At 61.0% G+C, this 22,490-nt stretch carries 17 protein-coding genes and 1 pseudogene; 5 read left to right on the top strand and 13 right to left on the bottom strand.

What is annotated here, in order from left to right:
- Window positions 1-4: 4 nt before the first annotated feature.
- The 7 genes and pseudogenes from GCT13_RS05195 to GCT13_RS05165 all read right to left on the bottom strand — a co-directional run bounded on the left by GCT13_RS05195 (window position 5) and on the right by GCT13_RS05165 (window position 8,272).
- Window positions 5-757 (bottom strand): peptidylprolyl isomerase, encoded by a 753-nt coding sequence (locus GCT13_RS05195; protein WP_152755678.1) that lies wholly within the window; start codon window positions 755-757, stop codon window positions 5-7.
- 99 nt (window positions 758-856) lie between these two features.
- Window positions 857-2,230 (bottom strand): HlyD family efflux transporter periplasmic adaptor subunit, encoded by a 1,374-nt coding sequence (locus tag GCT13_RS05190; RefSeq protein ID WP_321574195.1) that lies wholly within the window; start codon window positions 2,228-2,230, stop codon window positions 857-859.
- Window positions 2,211-4,764 (bottom strand): annotated as a pseudogene (locus tag GCT13_RS05185) (FHA domain-containing protein); the annotation flags it as partial. The gene GCT13_RS05190 and the pseudogene GCT13_RS05185, both read right to left, overlap by 20 nt.
- Window positions 4,765-5,037: 273 nt before the next feature.
- Window positions 5,038-6,546, bottom strand: a complete 1,509-nt coding sequence (locus tag GCT13_RS05180; RefSeq protein WP_407670749.1) for an efflux transporter outer membrane subunit — start codon at window positions 6,544-6,546, stop codon at window positions 5,038-5,040.
- A gap of 248 nt (window positions 6,547-6,794) precedes the next feature.
- Window positions 6,795-7,049 carry a hypothetical protein gene (locus GCT13_RS05175; protein WP_152755676.1) on the bottom strand — a complete coding sequence of 85 codons (255 nt, stop codon included), beginning with the start codon at window positions 7,047-7,049 and terminating at the stop codon, window positions 6,795-6,797.
- Between the two features lie 310 nt (window positions 7,050-7,359).
- Complete coding sequence (locus tag GCT13_RS05170) at window positions 7,360-7,785, bottom strand: DUF4399 domain-containing protein (protein WP_152755675.1); 426 nt, start codon at window positions 7,783-7,785, stop codon at window positions 7,360-7,362.
- A gap of 61 nt (window positions 7,786-7,846) precedes the next feature.
- Window positions 7,847-8,272 carry a DUF4399 domain-containing protein gene (locus tag GCT13_RS05165; RefSeq protein ID WP_152755674.1) on the bottom strand — a complete coding sequence of 142 codons (426 nt, stop codon included), beginning with the start codon at window positions 8,270-8,272 and terminating at the stop codon, window positions 7,847-7,849.
- Window positions 8,273-8,600: 328 nt separating this feature from the next.
- Between GCT13_RS05165 and GCT13_RS05160 the strand changes: the two genes are divergently transcribed.
- Window positions 8,601-10,499: an SUMF1/EgtB/PvdO family nonheme iron enzyme gene (locus GCT13_RS05160; RefSeq protein ID WP_152755673.1), complete on the top strand. Its 1,899-nt coding sequence runs from the start codon at window positions 8,601-8,603 to the stop codon at window positions 10,497-10,499.
- A 45-nt stretch (window positions 10,500-10,544) separates the two neighbouring features.
- Here GCT13_RS05160 and GCT13_RS05155 read toward each other — a convergent pair whose 3' ends face one another.
- Window positions 10,545-12,716, bottom strand: coding sequence for a serine/threonine protein kinase (locus GCT13_RS05155; RefSeq protein WP_152755672.1), 2,172 nt, complete (start codon window positions 12,714-12,716; stop codon window positions 10,545-10,547).
- A 442-nt stretch (window positions 12,717-13,158) separates the two neighbouring features.
- Between GCT13_RS05155 and GCT13_RS05150 the strand changes: the two genes are divergently transcribed.
- The 3 genes from GCT13_RS05150 to GCT13_RS05140 all read left to right on the top strand — a co-directional run bounded on the left by GCT13_RS05150 (window position 13,159) and on the right by GCT13_RS05140 (window position 15,215).
- Window positions 13,159-13,383 carry a hypothetical protein gene (locus GCT13_RS05150; RefSeq protein WP_152756090.1) on the top strand — a complete coding sequence of 75 codons (225 nt, stop codon included), beginning with the start codon at window positions 13,159-13,161 and terminating at the stop codon, window positions 13,381-13,383.
- Window positions 13,384-13,733: 350 nt separating this feature from the next.
- Window positions 13,734-13,940, top strand: a complete 207-nt coding sequence (locus GCT13_RS05145) for a hypothetical protein (RefSeq protein WP_152755671.1) — start codon at window positions 13,734-13,736, stop codon at window positions 13,938-13,940.
- A gap of 681 nt (window positions 13,941-14,621) precedes the next feature.
- On the top strand, window positions 14,622-15,215 hold the full coding sequence (locus GCT13_RS05140) for an IMPACT family protein (RefSeq protein WP_152756088.1): 594 nt from the start codon (window positions 14,622-14,624) through the stop codon (window positions 15,213-15,215).
- Window positions 15,216-15,296: 81 nt separating this feature from the next.
- Here the strand turns inward: GCT13_RS05140 and GCT13_RS05135 are convergent, their stop codons facing one another.
- The 3 genes from GCT13_RS05135 to GCT13_RS05125 are packed head-to-tail and all read right to left on the bottom strand — an operon-like array spanning window position 15,297 to window position 19,558.
- On the bottom strand, window positions 15,297-16,961 hold the full coding sequence (locus GCT13_RS05135) for a GMC family oxidoreductase (protein WP_152755670.1): 1,665 nt from the start codon (window positions 16,959-16,961) through the stop codon (window positions 15,297-15,299).
- A 56-nt stretch (window positions 16,962-17,017) separates the two neighbouring features.
- Entirely contained in the window at window positions 17,018-18,235 is a 1,218-nt protein-coding gene (locus tag GCT13_RS05130; RefSeq protein ID WP_152755669.1) for a mandelate racemase/muconate lactonizing enzyme family protein, read from the bottom strand.
- The gene (locus GCT13_RS05125; protein ID WP_407670748.1) at window positions 18,236-19,558 is read right to left on the bottom strand and encodes an MFS transporter; all 1,323 of its coding nucleotides are present in this window, start codon (window positions 19,556-19,558) and stop codon (window positions 18,236-18,238) included.
- Window positions 19,559-19,594: 36 nt separating this feature from the next.
- On the opposite strand from GCT13_RS05125, the gene GCT13_RS50490 reads away from it, so the two are divergent.
- Window positions 19,595-19,717, top strand: a complete 123-nt coding sequence (locus tag GCT13_RS50490; protein ID WP_265335272.1) for a hypothetical protein — start codon at window positions 19,595-19,597, stop codon at window positions 19,715-19,717.
- Here the strand turns inward: GCT13_RS50490 and aldA are convergent.
- Complete coding sequence (gene aldA, locus GCT13_RS05120; RefSeq protein ID WP_152755668.1) at window positions 19,704-21,128, bottom strand: aldehyde dehydrogenase; 1,425 nt, start codon at window positions 21,126-21,128, stop codon at window positions 19,704-19,706. The genes GCT13_RS50490 and aldA overlap by 14 nt on opposite strands.
- A gap of 408 nt (window positions 21,129-21,536) precedes the next feature.
- On the bottom strand, window positions 21,537-22,289 hold the full coding sequence (locus tag GCT13_RS05115; RefSeq protein WP_152755667.1) for an H-NS histone family protein: 753 nt from the start codon (window positions 22,287-22,289) through the stop codon (window positions 21,537-21,539).
- Window positions 22,290-22,490 lie beyond the last annotated feature (201 nt).

Here is a 22,490-nt window from a genome sequence, read left to right as displayed (position 1 = left end):
CAGCTCAGAGCGCTTCGATGATGTGTTCCTGGGCGCGCGTCATCAGCCACTCTTCGCGCAGCAGGCGTTTGATTTCCGATGCGACATCGGCATCGAGCTCTGCCGGATATTTCGCCGTCACGGCAAAAATCTCGAAGCACGAACGGTCCGGCGAAGCAAACGGCCCAAGCAGGTCGCCGACTGCCGCGTTGAAGATCTTCGCTTCGATATCGGGCTTCAGCGAGCCACGCAGTACCTTGCCGATCACGCCGCCCGATACACTCGTATCCGCAATCGAATGCTCGCGGGCCATTTCCGCGAATGCGTCGGGATCGTCGTTCAGATACGAGATCATCTCCTTGGCCTTGCCTTCGTCGTCGAGAAGAATGTGACTGATCTCGATCGCATCGAACTTCGGCGAATTCATCGAGAAGTACTCTTCTATTGCGCCGTCGCTACAGACCTTGTCGAGCATCTTCTCCTGATACAGGCTATCCGTGATGAACCCCTCGAACTCGTCGAGACTGACCTTGAGCGTGTCGAGGTACTGGTTCATGTCGGCCGCGCGATGCAGCCCACGCACGCGCCGGAACTGGTCGGCGCGCTCCTGGATTTCGTCGGGGTTCACCGTCACGCCATGCTTCTTCGCGGCATGCACCGTCAGCTTGTCGCGCACCATCTGCTCGATCAGGCTTTCGAACTGGCCCGTGAGCTTCAGCAGGCGCGTGAATTCGCCGACATCCACGACTTCATCATCGATTCGTACGATCGCGGTCATCTCGTCCGCTCCTTCTAATGGTGGCCCGAACGAACAGGCGTGCTGGCGGTTGTATGTTGACTACGGCTTGCGTTGCAGCGCGCTCAGATCGTGGCCGGCTTATCCGGCCAATTGCCTGAACGGGTCCAGCCCCAGGTCGATCAGCCTCCGCTCGCGCACGACGATTTCGGCGCTCGCCGTCATGCCGTAACGCAGCGGATAGCGGTTCTCCGCGACCTGGTAGTAATTCTTGTCGAGCGACACGCGGCCTTCATAGACAGGCTGCTTGTCCTGCGCCGACGGTTTCGTCGCCGGCGAGATATACGCGAGCGTGCCGTTGATGAGGCCATAGCGCTGATACGGAAATGCTTTGAATTTCAGCTTGACGGGCATGCCTTCGTGCAGGAACGCGCGGTCGCGCTCGGCGATCTCGATCTTCAGCACGGGGCGCGCATCCTTCGGCGCGATGCCGCCCAGCGGCGTGTTCGCCTGGATCTTGTCGCCCGTTTGCGTCGACGTCACATCGGTGATGACGCCCGATGTCGGCGCGAGGATCAGCAGGAAATTGTCCTTGTCGATGTTCTCGAAGCGAATGCGCGCGGCCGCGTCGGCGACGAGGCGCGCCGTCTGCAATTGCAGGCGCAGTTTCTCTTCGGTGCTCGTGATGTCGCGAATCGCGGCATCGTATTGAAGCTGCAAGCTCGTCGCCTGCTGGCCGCTCGTTTCGAGTTGTGCATTGGCCTGCGCGTACTCGTGGCTCAGCTTGAAGTCGAGTTCCGTGAGCCTCGATTGCGCGACACGATAGGCGTTGTCCGCTTCCAGATACGTGTTGCGCTTCGCCTCGACCTGCAGTTCGGCCACGCCGCCACCGCCTGGCTGCGCGAAGAGGCGCGCGTACTTGTCCGCTTCCTGGCGCGCGGCGTCGCGTGTGCGGCGCGCATTGTCGAGCGTGCTGCGCGCTTCTTCAAGCTCCGCCTTCTGGCCTTCCGCGAGCTTGGTCGTGCCTTCGGAAATGCGGTTCTCGTGCAGACGCTCTTCCACTTCGAGCTGATCCTTGAGCGCGGCCGCCCTTCGCTCCATCAACTCCTTCTTTTGCGGAAACTCTTTCCATTCGCGCTCGGCGTCTTCGAGTTTCAGTTGCGCCTGCAACGCATTGGTCGCCGCTTCGATTGCGCCGCGCGCATTGATGCGCGCGAGCACATCGCCCTTCGATACGGGCTGCCCCTCGGCGATATACAGGTCAGTCAGTTCGCCGTCGATTGGCGCGTAGATGCGCCGCACGTCCGATTCCGGCGCGAGCATGCCTTGCGCCGTCACGATCACATCCGCGCGTCCGATGAACGACCACAACAGACCCGCCACGACCAGCGCGACCAGCGTCAGGACGAGTGCCGTCGCAATGCGCACGGGCTCCGCGGCGAGGATCGCGATGCCCTCGGCACTGTGATCTTCGAGCGCTTCGTAAAGCGGCTTCGGATGATTGTCGCGCTTCACTCGTCAGTGCCTCCAATCAAAGTGAGCTTGGACTTCAGCAAGCCAGGCTCGAGCACCATCCGCAACTCCTGCAATGAACGGCGCTGTAATTGCGTTTCCGCTTCGATATCTTCGAGCAACTGATCGGAGCCGGCGGGAGGCGGCGCTTTCAATTGCGTATAGATGCGCATGCCCTGTTGCGCGGACGTATTCGCTTCCGAAAGCAGACGCGCCTGATTGCGGAAGCCCTCCGAAACGCCAGCTTCAAGACGTTGCGTGCCGCCGATCGAACCATTCGCGCGATATTGCCGCCATAGCGTCTGCGCGCGATTGATCGAGTCCTGCGCGCGGGCGAGCGCGCGGTCGCGCAGCGCATCGACATCGGTTTGAATTGCGCGCACGTAGTACGCGTCTTCGGCGGGGTCGAGGCTCGCGTAAAACGACAGCAGCTTGTCGTCTCGATTGCCCGCACCGCGGCTTTTCTGCAAGTCCGCGAACTGGTCGAGCACCGCCTTCTTGTGCGCAAGTTCCGCCGCGAGCACATCGGACCACGGGCCAGCGGGCATCGCCTGCAAGCCTGCCAGCGCCTGCTGGCTGTCGCCGCTCTGCCATGCTGCGCTCACGGCATCATGCTTCGCAACAACTTCCGATGACGGTAAACGTGTCGCGCTCAACTGCCTGTATTGCGACTGAAACGGCGGCGTGCTGAAGCTCGCCTTCTTCATCAATGCGAGCAGCGCCGGCAGATGACGCGCTGTCATTTCGTTGAAGAGTTCCGTGTACTGCTGCAAATCTGCGCGTACCGCATCGAGTCCGGCGAGACGCAGATAACGCTGCGCGTAGTCATCGAGCACGGCCGTCAACGCGTTCGGCTTGTCGCGTCCCAGTTCAGTCGCGATCGTCGAATTGAGCCGCTCGATTGCGGCGAGGTACACCGAATCGTCGCTTTGCAGCTTGCGCAGATGGCTCATCGCGAGCGCATACGGCTCGGTAAATTCAGGCACATACGACGCGATGCGATCGAGTATGCGCTGATGCCCTTTCGCATCGTCTTCCCAGCGCTTCAGCAGATCGTCGATGCGGCCTTCGTCGCTGTAGATGTGAATCGGCGCGTCGGGGCCGCCACGGCCCACGACGAAACGCTCGAGGTCGCCGACCCAGCGCAACTGGTCGATCAGCGAAACGGCATCCGGGTTGCCCTCGCTCGATGCGCGCATGCCTTCCACCATGGACGCAGCGCGGTCGAACTGCTTGACGTGCAATGCGGCCAGCCAACCGGGCACGCGCGCTTTCATCAGCGCTTCGCTTGCGAGCGACCTGATCGAATCGCTGGCGGGATGATGTTGTAGATAAGACGTAGCGGAATTCGCCGCTTCTTCGTATTCGCCCGCTGCAAGCAGATTCTTCACTTCGCGCTCGGACGCACCGCGCATGTAGAGCGCAACGGCAATGCCGCCGATGACGATCAGCATGGCAAGGCCGCCCCAGCCGATGCGCCGCATCGTCGTGCGGTCGCCGCCCGCGAAGGTGCGCGTCAATTCGCTGAGCAGGAGTTGCCAGCGGCGGCGCGGACGGCGCGGCTGCGTTTCCGTCGACTCTTCCGGCGTCAACGGCGGCGAGTTCTCGTTGACTTCGTCTTCACGCTGCAACGCACGATCGACACAGAAGATGTCGAGAAACGAATGCGCCGCGCCGACGAACGTCGTCTTGTCGGGATCTTCCGCAGGCATTGCTGCAGCCGCCGCAACTGGCGCGGGCGTGTCCGCAGCGACGGGCGAAGCAGCGGCGGCGAGCGGCGGCGTCATCTGCGTGACAGTGGGCTCGATTTCGAACGTTTTTTCGAGCGCGACCTGATAGACGAAATGATCTCCGCCGAATCCGACCACATCGCCGTTTTGCAATGTGACAGCCGACTCGCCCAGCCGCTTGTGATTGACGAATGTGCCGTTCGTGCTGCCGAGATCTTCGATCCACGGTTCGCCGCTCTTCAGAAAGATATGGGCGTGCCGCCGCGAAATGTAATTGACCTGATGCGGATAGCGGTCCTTATAGCGCGCGAACAGTTCATCCGTCTTGCTGACAAGAAACGGAAATACAGGGATGTCGATCGCTTCGAGTCCCAGATCGTCGCGTTCCGGCTTGAGCGTCACCGTCAGATGCTGAACGCCACGCGCCGATGCGGAACTGAACGGCCGAGGTTCGATGGCGACGCGATAGCTCAACTCGCCGCCAAAGCACAGCTCGTCGCCTGCGCGCACGCGAGCAGGTGTCTGACGCACGGCATTGCCGTTTACCGTCGTGCCGTTCTTGCTGTCGAGATCCGCCACATAAACCGCGCCGTGCTCGCTAAAGATGCGCGCGTGACGCCGCGAAAGCTTCGTGACCAGCTCGCGCGAATACTCGGCAAAGGGCGGCTCGCTGCGGCCAATCGCGAACAGATCGTCGACGATGCGGATGGGGCCCAGAGACGGATATGAGACGGGAAGCAGCAGGACGTCGAACTCTTTGTCCAGAGCCGCCCGCATCTCAGCAATCGGAGCTTCGCCGGGATTCATCTCTTTGCATCACCAAGCGTGGACACCTGACGCACGAGCGGCAGGACAGAGCTTTCGACAGGCGCGGCGACCAGAGCGTATTCGACGCAGCCACCGTGTTGGCAGCTAATTCGGCAGCTAATCAGGAATTTTAAGTCACGCATGGTGTTAGTCAATTGTTGGTCCCGCTATTGCGGCTGCCGTAAATCATTCGACTCGACGCAGTACTTTTAAGAACCGTGCCAGTGCTTGCCATTGGCGAGTACCCGTTCATTGCGGGATTGATTGCCGCGCTCACTGCTTGACTTGCGCTTCCACATTGACGGCCGGCCAGCCGCCGCCGAGTGCCTTGTAAAGCAGTACCGTGTCCGACAGTATTTGCTGATGATTCGTCAGTACATCGAGTTGCGCCTGAAGCAGCGTGCGCTCCGTTTCGAATACTTCCAGCTGCGAAACCACGCCTTCGCGCAATTGCGACTGGATCTGCTGCGCAACCACGCTAAGGCGCTGCACTTCCTGTTGCAATTCCACCCGTTGCTGCTTGTGCGCATCCAGGCTGACCAGCGCGTTTTCGACTTCTTCGAATGCCGCCATCACCGTTTGCCGGTACTGCTGTTCGGCGACGGCCATTTGCGCTTCCGTCGTCTTCACGTGCGCGCGTACGCCCGGATCGAGCAGCGGAATGTTGATGCTCGGCATCAGGCCGAACGTGAACGACTTCAGTAACTCGGACAGCGCGAAGCTCGCCGTGCCGCCGTGCGCCGTCAGGCTGACAGTCGGCAATTGCGCGAGCTTCGCCTCGCCGACGAAGTCGTAGCCTTCGAGCACGCGCAGTTCCGCCGCGACGACGTCAGGCCGGCGCGAAAGCAATTGCGAAGGCAGTCCGCCCGGCACGGGCGGCAGTTGCACGCGCTGCTGCAAATGGCCGACAGGCACCGTGAATTCGCCGGCGGGCACGCCGATCAGCGTGCACAGCGCGTTGTTCGCAAGACTGCGCGAACGGCGCAGATCGATCAGATCCTTCGTTAGACGATTGACCTCCGCCTGCTGGCGAAGAACCTGCGTCTTCGGAATGAGGCCGCTGCGATTCATGCCATCGAAGATCGAGAGAATCTGCTTGTTCTCGTCGACCATTTTTTGCTGCGCTTCCATCTGGTCGTCGAACTGGAGAATCTGGAAATACGTGGTCGCCACGTTCGACACCAGTTCCAGATAGCCCGCGCGCCAGTCCGCTTCCGTCGCGTGGAATTCGGCCTTTTGCGCCTGCACGCCTTTTTCGACCTTGCCCCAGATGTCGATGTCCCAGTTCACCTGGGCGGCGACGTTGTACTGCTTGGTAAACGGCTGCCCCGTGACCTTTTGAAAATTCGCGCCTGCGCCGAGATCGGCCGTCGGCAACGCGCCCGCCTTCGCTTCGCCGATCTGCGCGCCGGCGACGTCGATGCGCGCGGCCAGTACCTTGATGTCGAAGTTGCCTTGAATCGCCTTGTCGATCAACGTGTTCAGATACGGGTCCTGGAAGCCCTTCCACCAGTCGGGCACGATGGTGTCGGCGGGCGAAACGAGCGAGCCCGTCTTGTCCGACCACGATGCTTTGGCCGGCGTATCGGGACGCTTGTAGTCGGGCTGATGAACGTCGACGCAACCGGCAAGCAGTGCCGCGCAAACGGCGGTGGATGCAATTGCGCGAACGACGATGGCGACACGGCTTTTCGGCGCTTCGTCGCGGCTATCCGCGCAAACGCGGGCGGACGAACTCCGTTGCGTGCAGCAGGCGACGAACGAATCAGGCAACGCAGACACGATATTCTCCGATCTTTCCCGGCTCTACTGCACGTGCAAAGCGCGCCATTCAAGTAAAGCACGTCCAGCGCGGCATCACTATGGATGTCGGCGGATTTCGTTCGGCGTGGAGTTCGTGCGGTGACGCGGCGGGCTTGTGAAAAGGACGATTACGTTTTCGATCTTTTTGACGATGATGACGTCTTTGGTACGAGCGCCTGGCCATCCGAGCCGGCCGTTCCGGACAGCCTCGGATGCGCGCGTGAACGTCAGTTCATGACGATGCTGTTTCCGGCCGTCATCATCGGAATGATCTGCGTCGTCGAGTTGCTGTTGCCGCCCACGTTCGTGATATTCATCTGTTGCTGAATGAACTGCGGTGCGTTGATCGTCTTGCTGTTGTCGAACATGAACGACAGGCTCGGGAACAACGGATTGGCAAGATAGCCGCCGCGGACGGATTTCAGTGCTTCGCTGTCGAGTTCTTCGGCAACGGACAGGTCCTTGATCATCAGTGCGCTCATGACAGTTCTCCCATGGGATAAGCGAAGGATTCGCGAGATATTCGGGTGGGTGCTTCAAGCATCTTGTCTGCTCGAGCCTCACTCATGCATGGGTCGTGCCAATTGCACTACGCGTACCTTGAAAAACCTTCAGAGCCTTGCTCGCATTGAGTTCCCTGTCAAAACGCGTCTGCGCATGCGAATCGCGCATATATTTGTCTGCCGCGCATGTGACGCAGCGCGGCAGACATTCATAGCGAAACTGTTGGGTCGAAAAGAACACGCGCAAAGTACTCAATTTATCCCGCGATTATTGAGCACACACGTTCGTTCACTTCGCAATCACGGTGATCTTTTTCGAGTAGACGGGTGGATTGTGCGGAACGTGGTTTTCGTCGCCCATCAGCAATTGAAGCGTGTGCTTGCCGGGCGGCAATTCGATCATCGTCTCCGTTTCGCCCGCGCCGAAATGCAGATGCTGGCGATCGGAAGGGATTCCCTGATCCATCGGCGGCAAGTCGGTGTCGATCAGCAGGTGATGGTGGCCCGTATTCGGGTACTTGACGCCCTTGGGCGCGACGCCCATGTAGCGCAAGCCGAACCACACGCGAAAAGGCTTGTTGGCGGGCACAACCTGTCCGTTGTTCGGATAGCCGATATACGCGTATGCATCTTTTGGCGCAGGCGTCGGCCCGGCGAACGCGATATTCAACGAAGCGAGAGCGGCAAGCGCCGCGGCGGCAACGATCCTGATCATGGCTGCTGTTCTCCGTCTTGCGCGCATTGCACCGGCCCACCGGCGCAATGGCGGCGCGTGCTCACTTCACGATGATGGTGATCTTCTTCGAATAGACGGGCGGATTATGCGGAACATGGTTATAGTCGCCGAGCAGCAATTGCAGCGTGTGCTTGCCGGGCGGCAACTCGATGCGCGCATCCGTTTCCCCTGCGCCGAAATGCAGGTGCTGGCGATCGGAGGGGATCTCCTGATCCATCGGCGGCAGGTCCGTGTCGATCAGCAGATGGTGATGTCCCGTATTCGGAACATTCACGCCCTTAGGGCACACGCCCATATTGCGCAAGCCCATTCGCACCCAGAGCTTGCCACCCGCAATGACGGTGCCGTCCGACGGCCAGATGATGTACTCCTCGGCTCCGGGCGGCGAAGGCGTCGGTCCCGCGTATGCCTGTGCCGAAGCGAGAAAGAGCGCGCCGAAAATCGCCAGCCTCATTCTTCTTTGCATTGCGCATTCTCCGAGGGAGGGTCAGTGCTGCTTGCTTCCGTTTTAGCTTAGGACGTAACTTGTCAAAAAGATACGCCACGCTCGTTAACGTTCTGACGTTTCGAATCGCGTGCTATCGTTGAAGAGGGTGGTCCATGCAAAAGCAATGCGTCGCGCGGGCGCCGTTCAGCGCACACGCACTATCGGGAACGGCTGCATGCTTCGCCGTCGATTGCAATGCAGCGAACGGCTGTCGTTCTCATTGCGTGCTGGGCCCCTCCGGCTGGTCCCGCCGGTTCGTCCATAGCGAAGTTCCTTCCAGAACTTCCAGAACAAACAGGATCTGAAAATGTGGCGAAAACTTCTGCTGGTCTGCATCATCGGGGCACTCCAGATGCAAGCAGCCGCCGCGCAAACGCTACCGCGCGAATCAGGCGCTGCCGCTCTGCGCATCGCGACGGGCGATGCCGTTACAGGTTCAGTCGAAGGCGCCGGGCGCAAGGTCGCGCTCGTGATCGGCAATGCGGATTACCCTGTCGATGCGCTGCCGAACGCCGTGCGCGATGCGCAAAGCGTCGCTGACACGTTGCGCGCACAAGGCTTTGATGTCGTGTTGCGCACGAACGCGACAGCGCAACAGATGCGCGACGCGCTCGACGAATTTCGCCGCCGCGTACAGCCGGGCGGCACTGCCCTGTTCTATTTCGCCGGACATGGATTGCAGGCGGGGCACTCGACGCTGCTTGCTTCCGCCAGCGCCGACCCGCGCGCGCCCGCGACCTTGATGATGGCGAGCGTCGATCTGTCGGGCGTGCTCGATACGCTCTCCGCGCCGCGCGCGCATGCGCTCAATCTGGTGGTGCTCGATGCGTGTCTCACGCAGCCGTTCGCGCGGTCTGTCGCGGCGATTCCGTTGCCCGCGCAAACGCTCATTGCCTTCGCGGCTGCGCAGGGCGCGCAAGCCGCCGACGGCACGCGTCACGGCGTCTTCACGGACGCATGGTTGCGTGAAATGGCCGGTGCACCCGATCAGCCACTCGACTCAATGTTTGCCCACGTCACGCAACGCGTGATCCAGGCGACGCACGGCATGCAGAAACCGTGGGCCGTCTCGTCGTTGCCGAAGTCGACGCGCATCTTTGCATCCCGTACTTTGACGCTGGCCTCGGATGATTCGCCGAATGCACTTGTCACGTTGAATAGCCGGGGCATTTTGCCGAAGGACAGCAACGAGCAATACGAATTGACGTTCTGGGATTCGATCAAGGACAGCAATTACGCGAGCGATTATGAAGCGTATCTGAAGGCCTATCCGAACGGCCGCTTTGCGACGCTCGCGAAGGCGCGCATCGAACGGCTCAAAGCAGCAGGATCGGCGACGCCACCCGCCACGCACGCGGCGCCTGCTCCTTCGCCGTCGCCCGCCCCGGCACCGAAGGCTGCCGCAACGCCCGCGCCGGCTTCCACGCCCGCTCCTGCGCCCAAAGCCGCAGCGACACCCGCGCCTGCTGCGCCCGCGCACGCCGCGACGGGCGGCGAAAGCAAGGACTGCGCGGCGTGTCCTGTGATGGTGTCGCTGCCCGCAGGCTCGTTCACGATGGGCAGCAATTACGGCGACCCGTCCGAGAAGCCGCCGCATCACGTGACCATTTCCGCGCCGTTCGCGATCGCGAGATACGAGGTGACGGTCGAACAATGGAACGCGTGCGCGGACGTCAACGGATGCCCGAAGCTATCGTCCGAAAACAGCTCCGTAAAGAATGCACCCGCGCGCGATCTCAGCTGGGACGATACGCAAGCCTACGTGAAATGGCTGAGCAAGACGACGGGCAAGACCTATCGGCTGCCGACTGAAGCCGAATGGGAATACGCGGACCGCGCGGGCACCTCGACGAAGTACTGGTGGGGCGATCAGATGCGCAAAGGCGTAGCCAACTGCAAGGACTGCGGCGATCCCTATCACAAGGAAGCGCCGGAACCCGTCGGTTCATATGCGGCGAATCCAAATGGACTGTACGACATGAACGGCAGCGTCTGGGAATGGGTTGGCGACTGTTGGCATAACTCATACCAGAACGCGCCGACCGACGGACGCCCATGGGATGCGCCTGGCTGCAACATGCGCGTGATTCGCGGCGGCTCATGGCGCGAAGGCAACGATTACATGCTGAGCTCGACGCGCTTCAAGTACAGCCCGAGCGTGCGCCAGTCGCAAAACGGCTTTCGTGTCGTTAAAGAACTGAAGTGATCTGGAGGCCGCGCGTAATAGGCAGAACGCGCGCGCCTTTTACTTCTAATTCGGCCGCGGCCTGCTGTTGATCTGCGCGATATCGGCAACGATGCGGTCCTGCCCGTATCTCGCCGCAAGCTGCTTGAGCCGCGCATCGAGTGCGCGCAGATAGTCCGCGCGCGACTCGCTCTCCGGGCGCGGCGCATCGAACAGCGGCGCAGGCGTGACCAGCAGGACAACCAGTTCCTGGCCGAACGGCTTCGAAACGACCCACTCGCCGCCGTTGCCGATCGTCGCCGCGTAGTGCGGCGGCGCCTGATTACCTTTTGCGCGCGGCCCCGGCACCATGTGTACTACCGTGCCGTCGAGTACGTAATAGTCGATGTTCACATACGAGTCGTAGCCCGGCGTCGTCACATCGACGACGAGAGGATCGCCTTCCGTCAGCACGCCATTCGGCATGCGCGCCTTTAGCGAAATGATGTGCCCTACCAGCCAGTTATGCGACCAGTAAGGACCGATTTCCTTCAGGATGTCGCACTTGTCGCTGCTCACGTGATGGACGTCGACTTTCGTCGACGACACGCCGGGCAAGGTCGCAAGGCGCTCGTTGACTTGCGCCTCGCCTTGCTGCGGCACGAATCCACGCACCTCTACCGCGCGATCCTGAACGGAAGCGGCCAGCGCCGAGCACGGCAGTGATGCGAGCACCGACGTGACGGCGGCAAGCGTCGGCGGCGCGGGCGTGCTGGGTGTTGGGTTGGGTGTTTGCCGCGGCGGAGGCGTGGAGGCCACGGAGGCAGCGGACGGCTGTGCTGGTGTGACGGGCGCAACAGACGTAGCGGACATTGGCGACGCAGCCTCGCTCTGCGCAGACGGCGCGCCTGCCTCGGGCACCGCAGACGCCTGCTGTGCGTCGTTTTCGTGCTCCAGATTCTGCGACGCGCGATAGAAGTACAGCGCGCCCGCCGCTGCGCAAGCGAGCGCGAGACCCGCGACGCCGGACTTCACCAGCATTCCTGTGCGGTCCTGGCTGCGCGTCGTCGGCTTCGACGCGGACGCGCGCTCCTGCGCGCCGAACTCTTCGACGAAGCGCGACACGGTTGGCGTGCGCGCCTTGCGATCGAACGCCAGCGCCGAGCGCAGCGCGCGCCATTGACGGTTGCCCAGATTCTCCGGCCGCTGTGGCTGGCGATTTGCGGCGCGCGCCTGAGTCGCCGACATGCGCTCGAACGGGTGACGTCCCGTCAAAAGCTCATACGTAATGCAACCGAGTGCGTAGATGTCGTCGCGCGGATCGGGCTCGAGATGCTCGAGCATTTCCGGGCTCGCATACGCGGGCGTCAACGCACCGAGGCTGGCCGGATCGAATACCGTCGCGTCGCTCTCTTCTTCGGGGCGCTGAAAAACGCGCGCAATGCCGAAGTCGATCACCTTGACTTCGCCTGTATCCGTGAGAAAAACATTCGCGGGTTTGAAATCGCAATGCACGAAGCCGCGCTCATGCGCATACGCAAGCGCATTCGACATGCCGCGCACGATCGGCAACGCGGACTGTACGGGCATGCCCTTGAAATCCGGCGTGCGCAGGATCTGGCTCAATGGCTTGCCGGACAGGTACTCCATCGTCAGATAAACAATGGGGCCTTCGCGATCGAAATCGTAAACGGTGACGATATTGCGGTGTGCGAGTACCTGTGCCTTGCGCGCCTCGCGCTGCAACGCGATCAGCGACTTCGGATTGCCGCGGAACTGCGTATTGAGCACCTTGATCGCGAGATAAGGCTTGCGGTCAGACGCTTCGAGCTTGCGCAGATCGAGTGCCTTGTACACGGTGCCCATGCCGCCCACGCCCAGACACTCTTCGAGAACGAAGCGGTTGTTCAGCGTATCGCCCGTGCCCTTCACCTGATCGAACCCGGACAGGACGGAGGACGTGTCAGTGTTCCTCGCGGGCGGCGGCGTGATAAGGCGCTCCGGCACCGTCTGCACGCGCGTTTCCTCGCCGCCCGCTGCGGCAAGGTTCGACACCGGCATCTGCTCGATCCGGCGGCGCACTTCCGCGTAGAGATCAGGAGGCAGGGGCTTCCTGGTGTGCGCTTCGCCAAGTATTTCGAGCAGACGAGCCGAACCGAGACCTTCCGTCGTCAGCGTGCTGTCGAGTTGAGCGACAAACGCGTCTTGTGTGAGCGCGCCGCTCTGAAAATCCCGAATCACGTGCGCAAGGCTAGCCATGTGTTCAAAGCGCTGCAGCTCCCGTTGGCCGAAGAAATTCCCTGTCGTAACCAATTACATGTGCTCGTTCGATAGTAGTTCGCACGTATGCCTTTCGCAAACCAGGATTGGCCCGTGACGCACGCACGGCACGGTCGTGCGACTGGCATGGCCTATGCGTCGACTGGTGCGCCGGGTAGACACCGTGCGCGCGGCGCGAGCGGTGCTGCCACCGTTCATGTCCGACAACAGCAAGACGGTCGATGTGGGGCAGCTTGTAAACGATGCGACGAATACGGGCGCTTTGCTTCTCGCCTTCGCTTCGTTCGCATTGCTCGGTAGCCCACACCGTATCGGGCCTGAATTATCTATACTGGTTGTTCGAGCCCTGCGCGTTGCCGCCACTGATCGAAGCGCACCTTTGGTCGCAATGGCATCACGCGATATTTCTTCTGGAACTGCCATGTCCAAGCTCGTCATCAAAGATCTCTCCGAAAGCGTCGAACTCGATCGCGCGGCCATGACGGCCATCGTCGGTGGCGCAAGAACGGGGGGACGCTTCTTTGGCGTCACCGCGCAAGCGCTGCCCGCCGCGACGCGCGTAGTCGACTATCCCGCAGGATTCCCGACGTCCGCGCGTCAACCCGTCGACGAGCGCATACCGCCGCAAAGCCTTTTGCGCAAATAGCGATAGCGCTCTCGTCCATTGCTCGCGTGTACCTTCGCTCCGTATGCTGGCATGCGGCGGCATACGGATAGCGTTCGTTCGCGCGTCAACGCGCAGCATCCATCGGCACGTCGGGCTTATTCCAACAACCGTCCACGCGCGCCCGTGTGGTTGACGCCAACAGACTTTCGCCGACACGACGGCCAACCGGTCATAGACACGTGAGCACGCTCCGATATTCCCTTGTGCACAGGCGTTTATCAACGCGCAACGTGCGTTACCCCTCACAGTGCGGCTAAATCGGCATACGCGTTGCGGAACAGGAAGCGAGCGCTGAATCGTGCTCGTCCATCCGCATCAGGAGAATTGCCATGAAAGCCACCGTCGTAGTCAAAGACCTGTCCCCATCCACCACCCTCGAGCGCAAGGAAACCGCGCTGACGCCGGACAAGATGAAAAGCATTGTCGGCGGACGGAGCGTTGCCGTGACCGTCGACGGCACCCGTAGCGGCACTGTCGACGATTGGGCAATCGACACCGCTATTTTCGAAGGGCGCATCAAAGGACCGATGATTTGAGGGGTCTAGTTGGGATTTGCTTTTGCGGTGTTGGCAGAGCGAGGCCCCTTTGTTCCTGAATGGGGCGAAGGGGCGGCTTTGAGCGGTTTGAACGCTTTGACGATCTTTTGCGATCCGTTCGTGCATCCGTGCTAGATATATGCGCTCATTCGCTCGCGCGGTGAGGCTTGGGAAGGGAACCGGACGCGACGAAGGCGCACCCGTTTCAATCCTCCCGTGTTGACTCAATGGCGACGACGACACGGAGTGGAATTACTTTCGCGACTACACGATGAAATCACGCTCCCAACTCATCACCATACTGGCAATCGTCAGCGCGCTGCTTTCCGCTTGTGGGAGTTTCGGTTGTGCAGGCGCCGGCGGTAACAGCGGTTATGCTGCCGGTTGCACAGCGGGGACACGATTTTAGTGTCGGCACTCGACGATGTTGGCCACGTCGAAAGAGAAGAGCAGACGGATCACCGGATGAGGAGTCCGGCATCGCCCCAGCCAGAGCTAGATCCGTCATGTGATGCATTATCGGCTTGCGCGGCGATCGCGTCATCATGCAAGTGAGCAAGAGACTCTTTCCGCATGCGTCAAAATGCGAGCAGCGAGTCCACGCTCAAAGACAAGCCGCGCTCGCACATCCGTTAATATGTCGGACGCACCCGCGCCTTGAAATTACCGTTCGCCCCCGCTTTGCCGACCTTTACGCTGCCCTCGACGCTTCACGCGGAACTCGAAATCCGCAAAAGCCGCTTCATTGCCTACGCGATTCCCGTGGCCGACCGTGACGCCGCGATGGATGAATTGCAGCGCCTGCGCGCGGAGCACCCCACTGCCACGCACGTATGCTGGGCGCTCCTCGCGGGCGGCCAGTCCGGCATGTCCGACGACGGCGAACCGTCCGGCACGGCAGGCCGACCGATACTCGAAGTGCTTCGTCACCACGATCTCGACGGCGTGCTGGCCGCCGTCGTGCGCTATTACGGCGGTGTGAAACTGGGCGCGGGCGGCCTCGTGCGCGCCTATACTGACGCCATCGCGACCGCGCTGCATGACGCGCCGCGCGTCGAGCGGATTGCGCTCGCGTCGCTGAGCGTCGAAATCGGCTATCCCGACGAAGCACGCGTGCGCCGCTGGATCGAACAGGAAAATCACACGCTCGAATCAAGCGCCTATGGAATGAGCGTGCAGTTGACGATACGCATGCCCATCACCGCCATCGACACCGCGCGCGACGCACTGCGCGATATGACGCAAGGCCGCGCGAGCTTTCCCGAAGACGTCTGAGCCGATTGGCGAGAACAAAACAAAGCGGCCGCGCACGGAAAACAATTCCGTACAAGCGGCCGCTCTCCTCTTCAATTGAGCCTAGTGCGCGGCAACTGTCGCCTTCGCCACTTCGCGCACTTGCGCGCCGCCCGCTTGCGCGTCTTCGAGAATCATCTCCGCGCCCTTTTCCGCGACCATCATCGTCGGCGCATTGATATTGCCCGACGTGATATTCGGGAAGATCGACGCATCGATGATGCGCAAGCCCGATATGCCATGCACGCGCAAACGCTCGTCGACCACCGACGTCCCGTCGTCCGGCCCCATCGCGCACGACCCGCACAGGTGATAGATCGAGCCGGACTGCTCGCGGAAGTACTGCAAAAAGCCCGCGCGATCGTTCACCTGCGGTCCCGGCGAAATCTCTTCGACGGTAATGCTCTTGAGCGCCTGCGTCGACATGACCTTGCGCACGAGCTCGCAACCCTGAATGGCCTCGTCGATGTCCTTTTGCGTCGTCAGCGCGTTGATGCGGATCTTCGCGGGATCGTCCGCGTGATTCGACGCGATCTGGATCGAGCCGCGGCTCGTCGGACGGCATGGATTGAAGCACAGCAGAAAGCCCGAATACGGTTCCGGTTCGAGGCTCGCCTTGCTGCTCTTCGGAATGCGGTAAGAGAGCGGATTGAAATAGAGCTGGAGGTTCGGCAATGCCTCGCTCTCGCTGCCTCTGAAAAAGCCGCCGGACTGATTCACGCTCATCGCTAGCGGCCCCTTGCGCGTCAACACGTACTGCAAGCCGAGCTTGATCTTGCCGATGAGCGGCCGCATTTCGTCATTCAGCGTCTTCACGTTTGCGCGGAAATAGAAGCTCACGCAAAGATGATCCTGAAGGTTCTGCCCGACGGCAGGCAGATGATGCACGAGCGGAATGCGATGCTGTTCGAGCAGCGCCCGGTCGCCGACACCCGACAGTTGCAGCAGCTTGGGCGTATCGACGGCCCCTGCCGACAGAATCACTTCGCGCTTCGCAGTGAATTGACGCGCTTTGCCATTCTGCTTCACGACGACGCCCGTCGCCCGCCTGTTCGCGTCGAACAGTACCCGCGTGACGAGCACTTCACGCTCGACGGTCAGATTCCGGCGATTCAACGCCGGGTGCAGGTACTCGAAACTGCTCGACGAGCGCTGGCCATTGCGCGTATTCACATCGTAAATGCCCGCGCCTTCGAATTGCGCGCCGTTGAAATCTTCGGTGCGTTGATAGCCCGCCTGCTCGCAACCCTCAAGGAACACGTGACAGATGGAATGCGCGGCATCCTTCATCGGCGAAATGCTGATCGGCCCATCCGCGCCGTGATATTCGGTGTCGCCGAGCGGATGCGATTCGAGCTTGCGGAAATACGGCAGCACGTCGCGATACGACCAGCCCTTGTTGCCCGCTTGCGCCCAGTCATCGTAATCACGCGCCTGGCCGCGCACGTAGATCATCGCGTTGATCGAGCCAGAACCGCCCTGCACCTTTCCGCGCGGACAATACAGCGAGCGGTTATCAAGTTCCTTCTCGGGCTCGCTGTAGTACATCCAGTTATACGTTTCGTTGTAGTACGTCTTCGTAAAGCCGACTGGAATCTTGAACCAGAACGAATCGTCCGCTCGCCCCGCTTCCAGCAATAGCACCGAGAACTCGCCCGACGCCGACAGGCGGTTGGCGAGAATGCAGCCCGCAGATCCCGCTCCGACAATGATGTAGTCGTAATTCATGCTTTATCCGCCCGCAGGCGTCCATACTTGGAATACGTTGAGGCCCGTTCGTGCACTCAGCCTTTGGCGGGCGCGAGATCCTTCACGTCGAAAGGCCGCGGCGCCATTTGCAGATGCAAGCGCGTACCCGTGTATGGCGTGTGCTGCTGCACGACTTCCATGTTCAACTCGACGCCGAGGCCCGGCTCCGTCGACGGAATGATGTAGCCGTCTTCCCAGCGAAGCGGCGTCTTGAGGATTTCAGCGTGGAAACCGCCCCACGTGCCGATGCTTTCCTGAATCAGGAAATTCGGCGTACATGTGGCGAGCTGAATGCTGGCGGCAGCGCCGATCGGCCCGTTGTACAGATGCGGTGCGATCTGCGCGTAATGCACCTCGGCGAGGCTCGCTACTTTTTTCGCTTCGAGCAAGCCGCCGACGCGCGCCACATTCAATTGCAGAATCGACGCGCCGCCCGCTTGCAGCAGCTTGAAAAATTCATACTTCGTCGTGAGGCGCTCGCCCGCAGCGATGGGAATGCTCGTGTGCGCGGCGACTTGCGCCATTGCGCCTTCCTGTCCCGGCGGTACGGGCTCTTCGAACCACAGCGGGTCGTATTTTTCGAGGCGCTTCGCGAGACGGATCGCCGACGACGGCACCATCTGCCCATGTGTGCCGAACAGCAGATCGGCCTTGCCGCCCACAGCCTCGCGCACCTTGCGGCAGAACGTTTCGCAACGGTCCAGCACTTCGAGCGACAGCTGGTGGCCCGAGTAAGCCGTATAAGGTCCGGCCGGATCGAACTTCACGGCCGTAAAGCCGCGCTTGACGTTTTCGGCTGCGCATTCGGCGGCGAGATCGGGATCGTCGTAGTCGTACTCGCCGCGACGGTTCTTCGGGTACAGGTACGTGTATGAGCGCAGGCGCTCGTGCACGCGGCCGCCCAGCAGCTCATACACGGGCTTGTCCGCCGCCTTGCCGATGATGTCCCAGCACGACATTTCGAGGCCGCTCACAACGCCCATCATCGTCAGATCGGGACGCTGCGTGAAGCCGCTCGAATACGCTTCACGCCACAGGCGTTCGATATGGTGCGGGTTCTTGTCGAGCAGATAGCGCGTGAATACATCGTCGATGACGTGCGTCATCGCATTCGGATGAAACGTCGCCGAGTAGATTTCGCCAACGCCTTCAATGCCGCAATCCGTCTTCAGCTTGACGAAGATCCAGTACATGCCGCCGATATGCGGCGGCGGTACGGCGACGACATGCGTTTCGAGCGAGACGACTTTCATTTACGCACCTTCTTTTCTGTTGAGCATATTGCGCAGCACGAGGCCCGCGCAGCCGCCGACGGCGGACACGGCAGCCACGTAGCCGAAGTAGATTTGATAACCGTGCACGCCCGGGAACGTCTGCGTCAGGTAGCCGTTGACGAGCGGCAGGAACACGTCGGGCGAATAGCCGAGCACCGAAATCAGGCCGATCGCGAGACCCATCGTCTGCGCGGGAACATTGCAGCGGTCGAGCAGCGACCAGTAGAGGCCGCGAATCGCGTAAGTGAGCACACCGATAAAAAGCACGAGGAACACAAGCAGCACGTGGCTGCTGATCTTCGGTGCGGCGATCAGGCCGATCAGCGAAAGCGACGCAAGAAAGAGCGCGATGATCAGCACCGTCACTTTCGAAAAGCGGTCGCCGAGAAAACCGCCGCCAATGCCACCGATGGGACGCATCCACAGCTTGAGCGTCGTGATCGTGCCCGCCATCACCACCGACAGGCCGATCTCGCCTTCATGCAGATAAGCCGAGAAACTGTACGTCGCCCAGAACACCTGATAGCCGCAGAACACGATTGCGGCGACGAGCCACAGTTCCGGAATCTTCGCGAGCGTAAGGAGATCGTCGATCACGTTGCTGCGCCTGGCGGCCTGCGCGCGGCTCAGCCGTTCCGCTTGCGACGAAGGGTCCTTGACGAGCGCGAGCAGCACGCCAAGCCCGATGCACAGGAACGCATACATATAGACGACGAAACGGAAACCGACCACGGCCGGACCGCCCTTGGTCTGCGTGATCCATGCGAAGAGCGTTATCGCGATCGTCGCGAGCATCGCTTCGACGAGCCCGCGGCCACCGTCGAGAAAGCCGAAGAAGCGGCCCTGCTCGTCATGACCGGCGATCAGCGAAACGCGCTTGATCACGGCCGCCCAGAACGTCAGGCCCGTCGACAGCCCCCAGCCGCCGAAGATCATCAGCAGCAGATCGAACGACGGCGCAGTCGAATACAGCAGCCCGAGCACGCCCGTTGCAACGAGAGAAAAACTGATCAGCACGCGCGGCGCGATGCGGTCCGCGAGCCAGCCGCTCGGCAGATAGCTCAGCAGAAAGATCGTGCCGAGCATCGAATACAGATAGCCAAGCTGATTTTCGCTGATGTGGAAGACTTCCAGCATCGTCGGCTGATAGACCTGGCGCAAATAGAGAATCGGATAGATTGCACCGGCTGCAATGACGAGCAGCAGCAATTGCACATAGCGCTGCGCATTGCTGGCGGATTGAACAGTCGATGCGTCGGAACGGCGTGCCTGGACGTCCGTTTGCAGAGATGGGCTTGCCACTGAGGTGCTCCTGTGGAGACGCGCGAGGAGCACGGCATGCGCCGTGACGTCGTGTCTCCAGATGTTGTTATGAATGCAGCGCAGCGTATGCTTGCTGCGATCAAGGAAGAAGCGCACCCGCTTGCGCGGATGCGCTTTGACAGGATCAATACTTCATGACGACGAGACGCGTCTGCGTGAATTCGAGCATGCCGTGCTTGCCGTCGTCGCCGCCGAAGCCCGAGCGCTTCCAGCCTGCGTGAAAGCCTTGATACGGGTCGGCGGGCGTGCGGTTCACGTAGAGTTCGCCTGCTTCGATGTTGTTGGCCACTTTCATCGTCGTGCGGTAGTTCTCGGTGTAAAGCACCGACGAAAGACCGAATTGATGATCATTGGCCATTTGCAGCGCTTCGTCGAGCGTGCTGTAGCGCACGACGGGCATGATCGGACCGAAGGTCTCCTCCTGGATGATCTCCATGTCCTGACGGCAATTCGTCAAGAGCGTCACCGGATAGAAGAAGCCTTTGCCTTCGGGTATCACGCCGCCCGTTTCGAGCTTCGCGCCGTCGGCAATCGCGCGCTGGACCATTGCGTGAATCGACTGGCGCGATGCTTCGTTAACGAGCGGGCCCATCAGCGAAGCATCGACGCTGCGGTCGCCGCTTTTCACAGCGCTCATATGCTGCTTCAACAGCGCGACGAACTGGTCGTGTACGCTCTCCTGCACATAGACCCGTTCGATCGCCGTGCAAAGCTGTCCGCAATGCGTGGTCTTCGAGCCGACGAGTTCACGCGCGGCTTTCTCGAGATCCGCATCCGGCTCGATAATGGCGGGAGTCTTGCCGCCGAGTTCCAGCGAAGGCTTTGCGATGTTCGCCTTGCAATAGTCGAGCACCTTGCGGCCCGCGCCGACGCTGCCCGTCAGCGTAATCATCCCGACGGCGGGATGCGTGCACACGGCCTCGGCCGTCGCGTGGTTCATCGCGAGAATGTTGACCACGCCCGGCGGCAATTCGGCGCGAGCGACGGCCTTGGCGATTTCGAATGCGGAGGTCGGCGTGTTGCTGCTCGGACGCACGACGACGGTATTACCCGCGATCAACGCCGGCGCGACCTTGCGCATCAGCGTATAGACCGGGTAATTGAACGGAATCAAACATGCGACGACGCCGATCGGCTCGCGATGCAGCACGAGATTTTCGTCGGGCGTGTCACTGGGGATGACTTCGCCTTCGATGCGACGCGCCCACTCCGCGTGATAGCGCGTGATCTGGCCGGCGTAGACGGCTTCGTTCGTCGCATCGGCGACGCTCTTGCCGGACTCCTGCGCGAGCGCCGCGCCGATGGCGGGCGCGCAGTCCGTCAATGCATCGGCGAGTCTGTGCAGATACGCGGCGCGGCCGGCGGCGGGCAATTTGCGCCATTGCTTCTGCGCGGCAGCGGCCGCATCGACGGCGGCGATCGCCTCTTCGCGCGATGCACCCGACACCTGCGCGATCAACGCCTCGGTGGCGGGGTTATAAACGGAGATGAGTTCCTCGGTTGCGGGTTCGATGAACTGGCCGCTTATGAAATTCCGGTCGAGTCGCATGGTCCTTGCCTCGTGATGCGTGCGCAATGCACGTTACCCGGCAGCCATTCGAAGCGATTTAAAGCGACTCGAAACATGCAGCCGGCGCATGACCCGGATTTTTCTCTGCGTCATTACGACACGCAAGCGACTATTTCGACCGACAAGCATTCGAAAAACGCATGTTTATGGGGCGAATTGACACCCAGACGGACGAAGCGCCAATGGATCGGACCGATGTGTGGAAATGCGTCTATTCGAATGCTGCTTTAAGGATGCAGAAAGCGGCAGAACCGCCGTTGAGCGAGCCGGCATCGCGCCGGCTGCGAATGACGGCGCAGCGGCTAATGCACCGCGCCGGGGGAAATGGCCGGACCTCGTGAGATCCGGCCGGGGTCGTATCGAAGTGTTCCGCGTCAGACGCGCGACTCAAGCCTCGCCGGTGGTCTCGGCGGGCGCCTGGACTGCCGCCGGCGTTTCAACGACAGACTCCACAGTCTTCACGGGCGCTTTCTTGGCGCTCACTTTTCTTGCGACGCCCTTCTTTGCGGGCGCCTTGGCCGCGGTGGCTTTTTTAGCAACCGTTTTCTTGGCAACCGCTTTCTTTGCAGCCGTCGGCGCGGCCGATTTTGCAGTGCCCTTTCTGGCTACTGTCTTTTTGCCGGCTGACTTGACGGCCGCTTGCTTCACGACCTTGCCTGCTGCCGACTTCGCCGTCACTGCTTTCTCGGCCGCCGTCTTCCTTGCAGTCGCCTTCTTTGCAGCCGTTTTTTTAGCAGCCGTCTTTTTCGCGGCTGCCTTGACAGTCACAGCCGGCTCAGAAGCAGCCTCAGCCGGATCGATCAGAAACTTGCTTCGGTCTTTCACATTCTTGATCCATGCCGGCGGACGCGCATGACCGCTCCACGTCGCCCCTGTCTTCGGGTCGCGATACTTGGGCGGCAACTTGCCTTTCGTGGCTGTCGCCGACTTTGCCTTGCCGCCCGCGAGGCTGAGACGCTCTGCAAGCGCGCGATCGCGTCGGGCCTTTGCACGCTGTTCGATATCCTCCGTCGTTAGACCGTGCTTGATCATCAGTTCGCGGATCTGGTCCAGCGCGCCCTGAGCGCGTTGGGTGACGATCGCTTCGGCCTGGGTTTGCAGCTTCTTTATACGTGCCTGGATAGATTCCAATGTCGCCATTATTGCCTCCCTTTGAATTGCATAGACCGACTATGCCACGGAATTGCTTAGAAGCGCTATGGTTTTGAAGCATGAATAAGACAACCGTTGCACGTTTATATCGTCTTCGCCCTTAAGCCTCGCATAAGATTTGTAACACCTGGCGGGCAAGGCGGCTTTGACGCGCTTTAACGAACATAGAAACGGCTTTGACGCCCGTTG

Origin of the sequence: Paraburkholderia franconis, from assembly GCF_009362735.1 — a bacterium.
In the GTDB taxonomy this organism is placed as follows: Bacteria; Pseudomonadota; Gammaproteobacteria; order Burkholderiales; family Burkholderiaceae; genus Paraburkholderia; species Paraburkholderia franconis.
The sequence above is the reverse complement of the archived record's forward strand: the minus strand, read 5'-3'. Positions and strand labels throughout refer to the sequence as shown.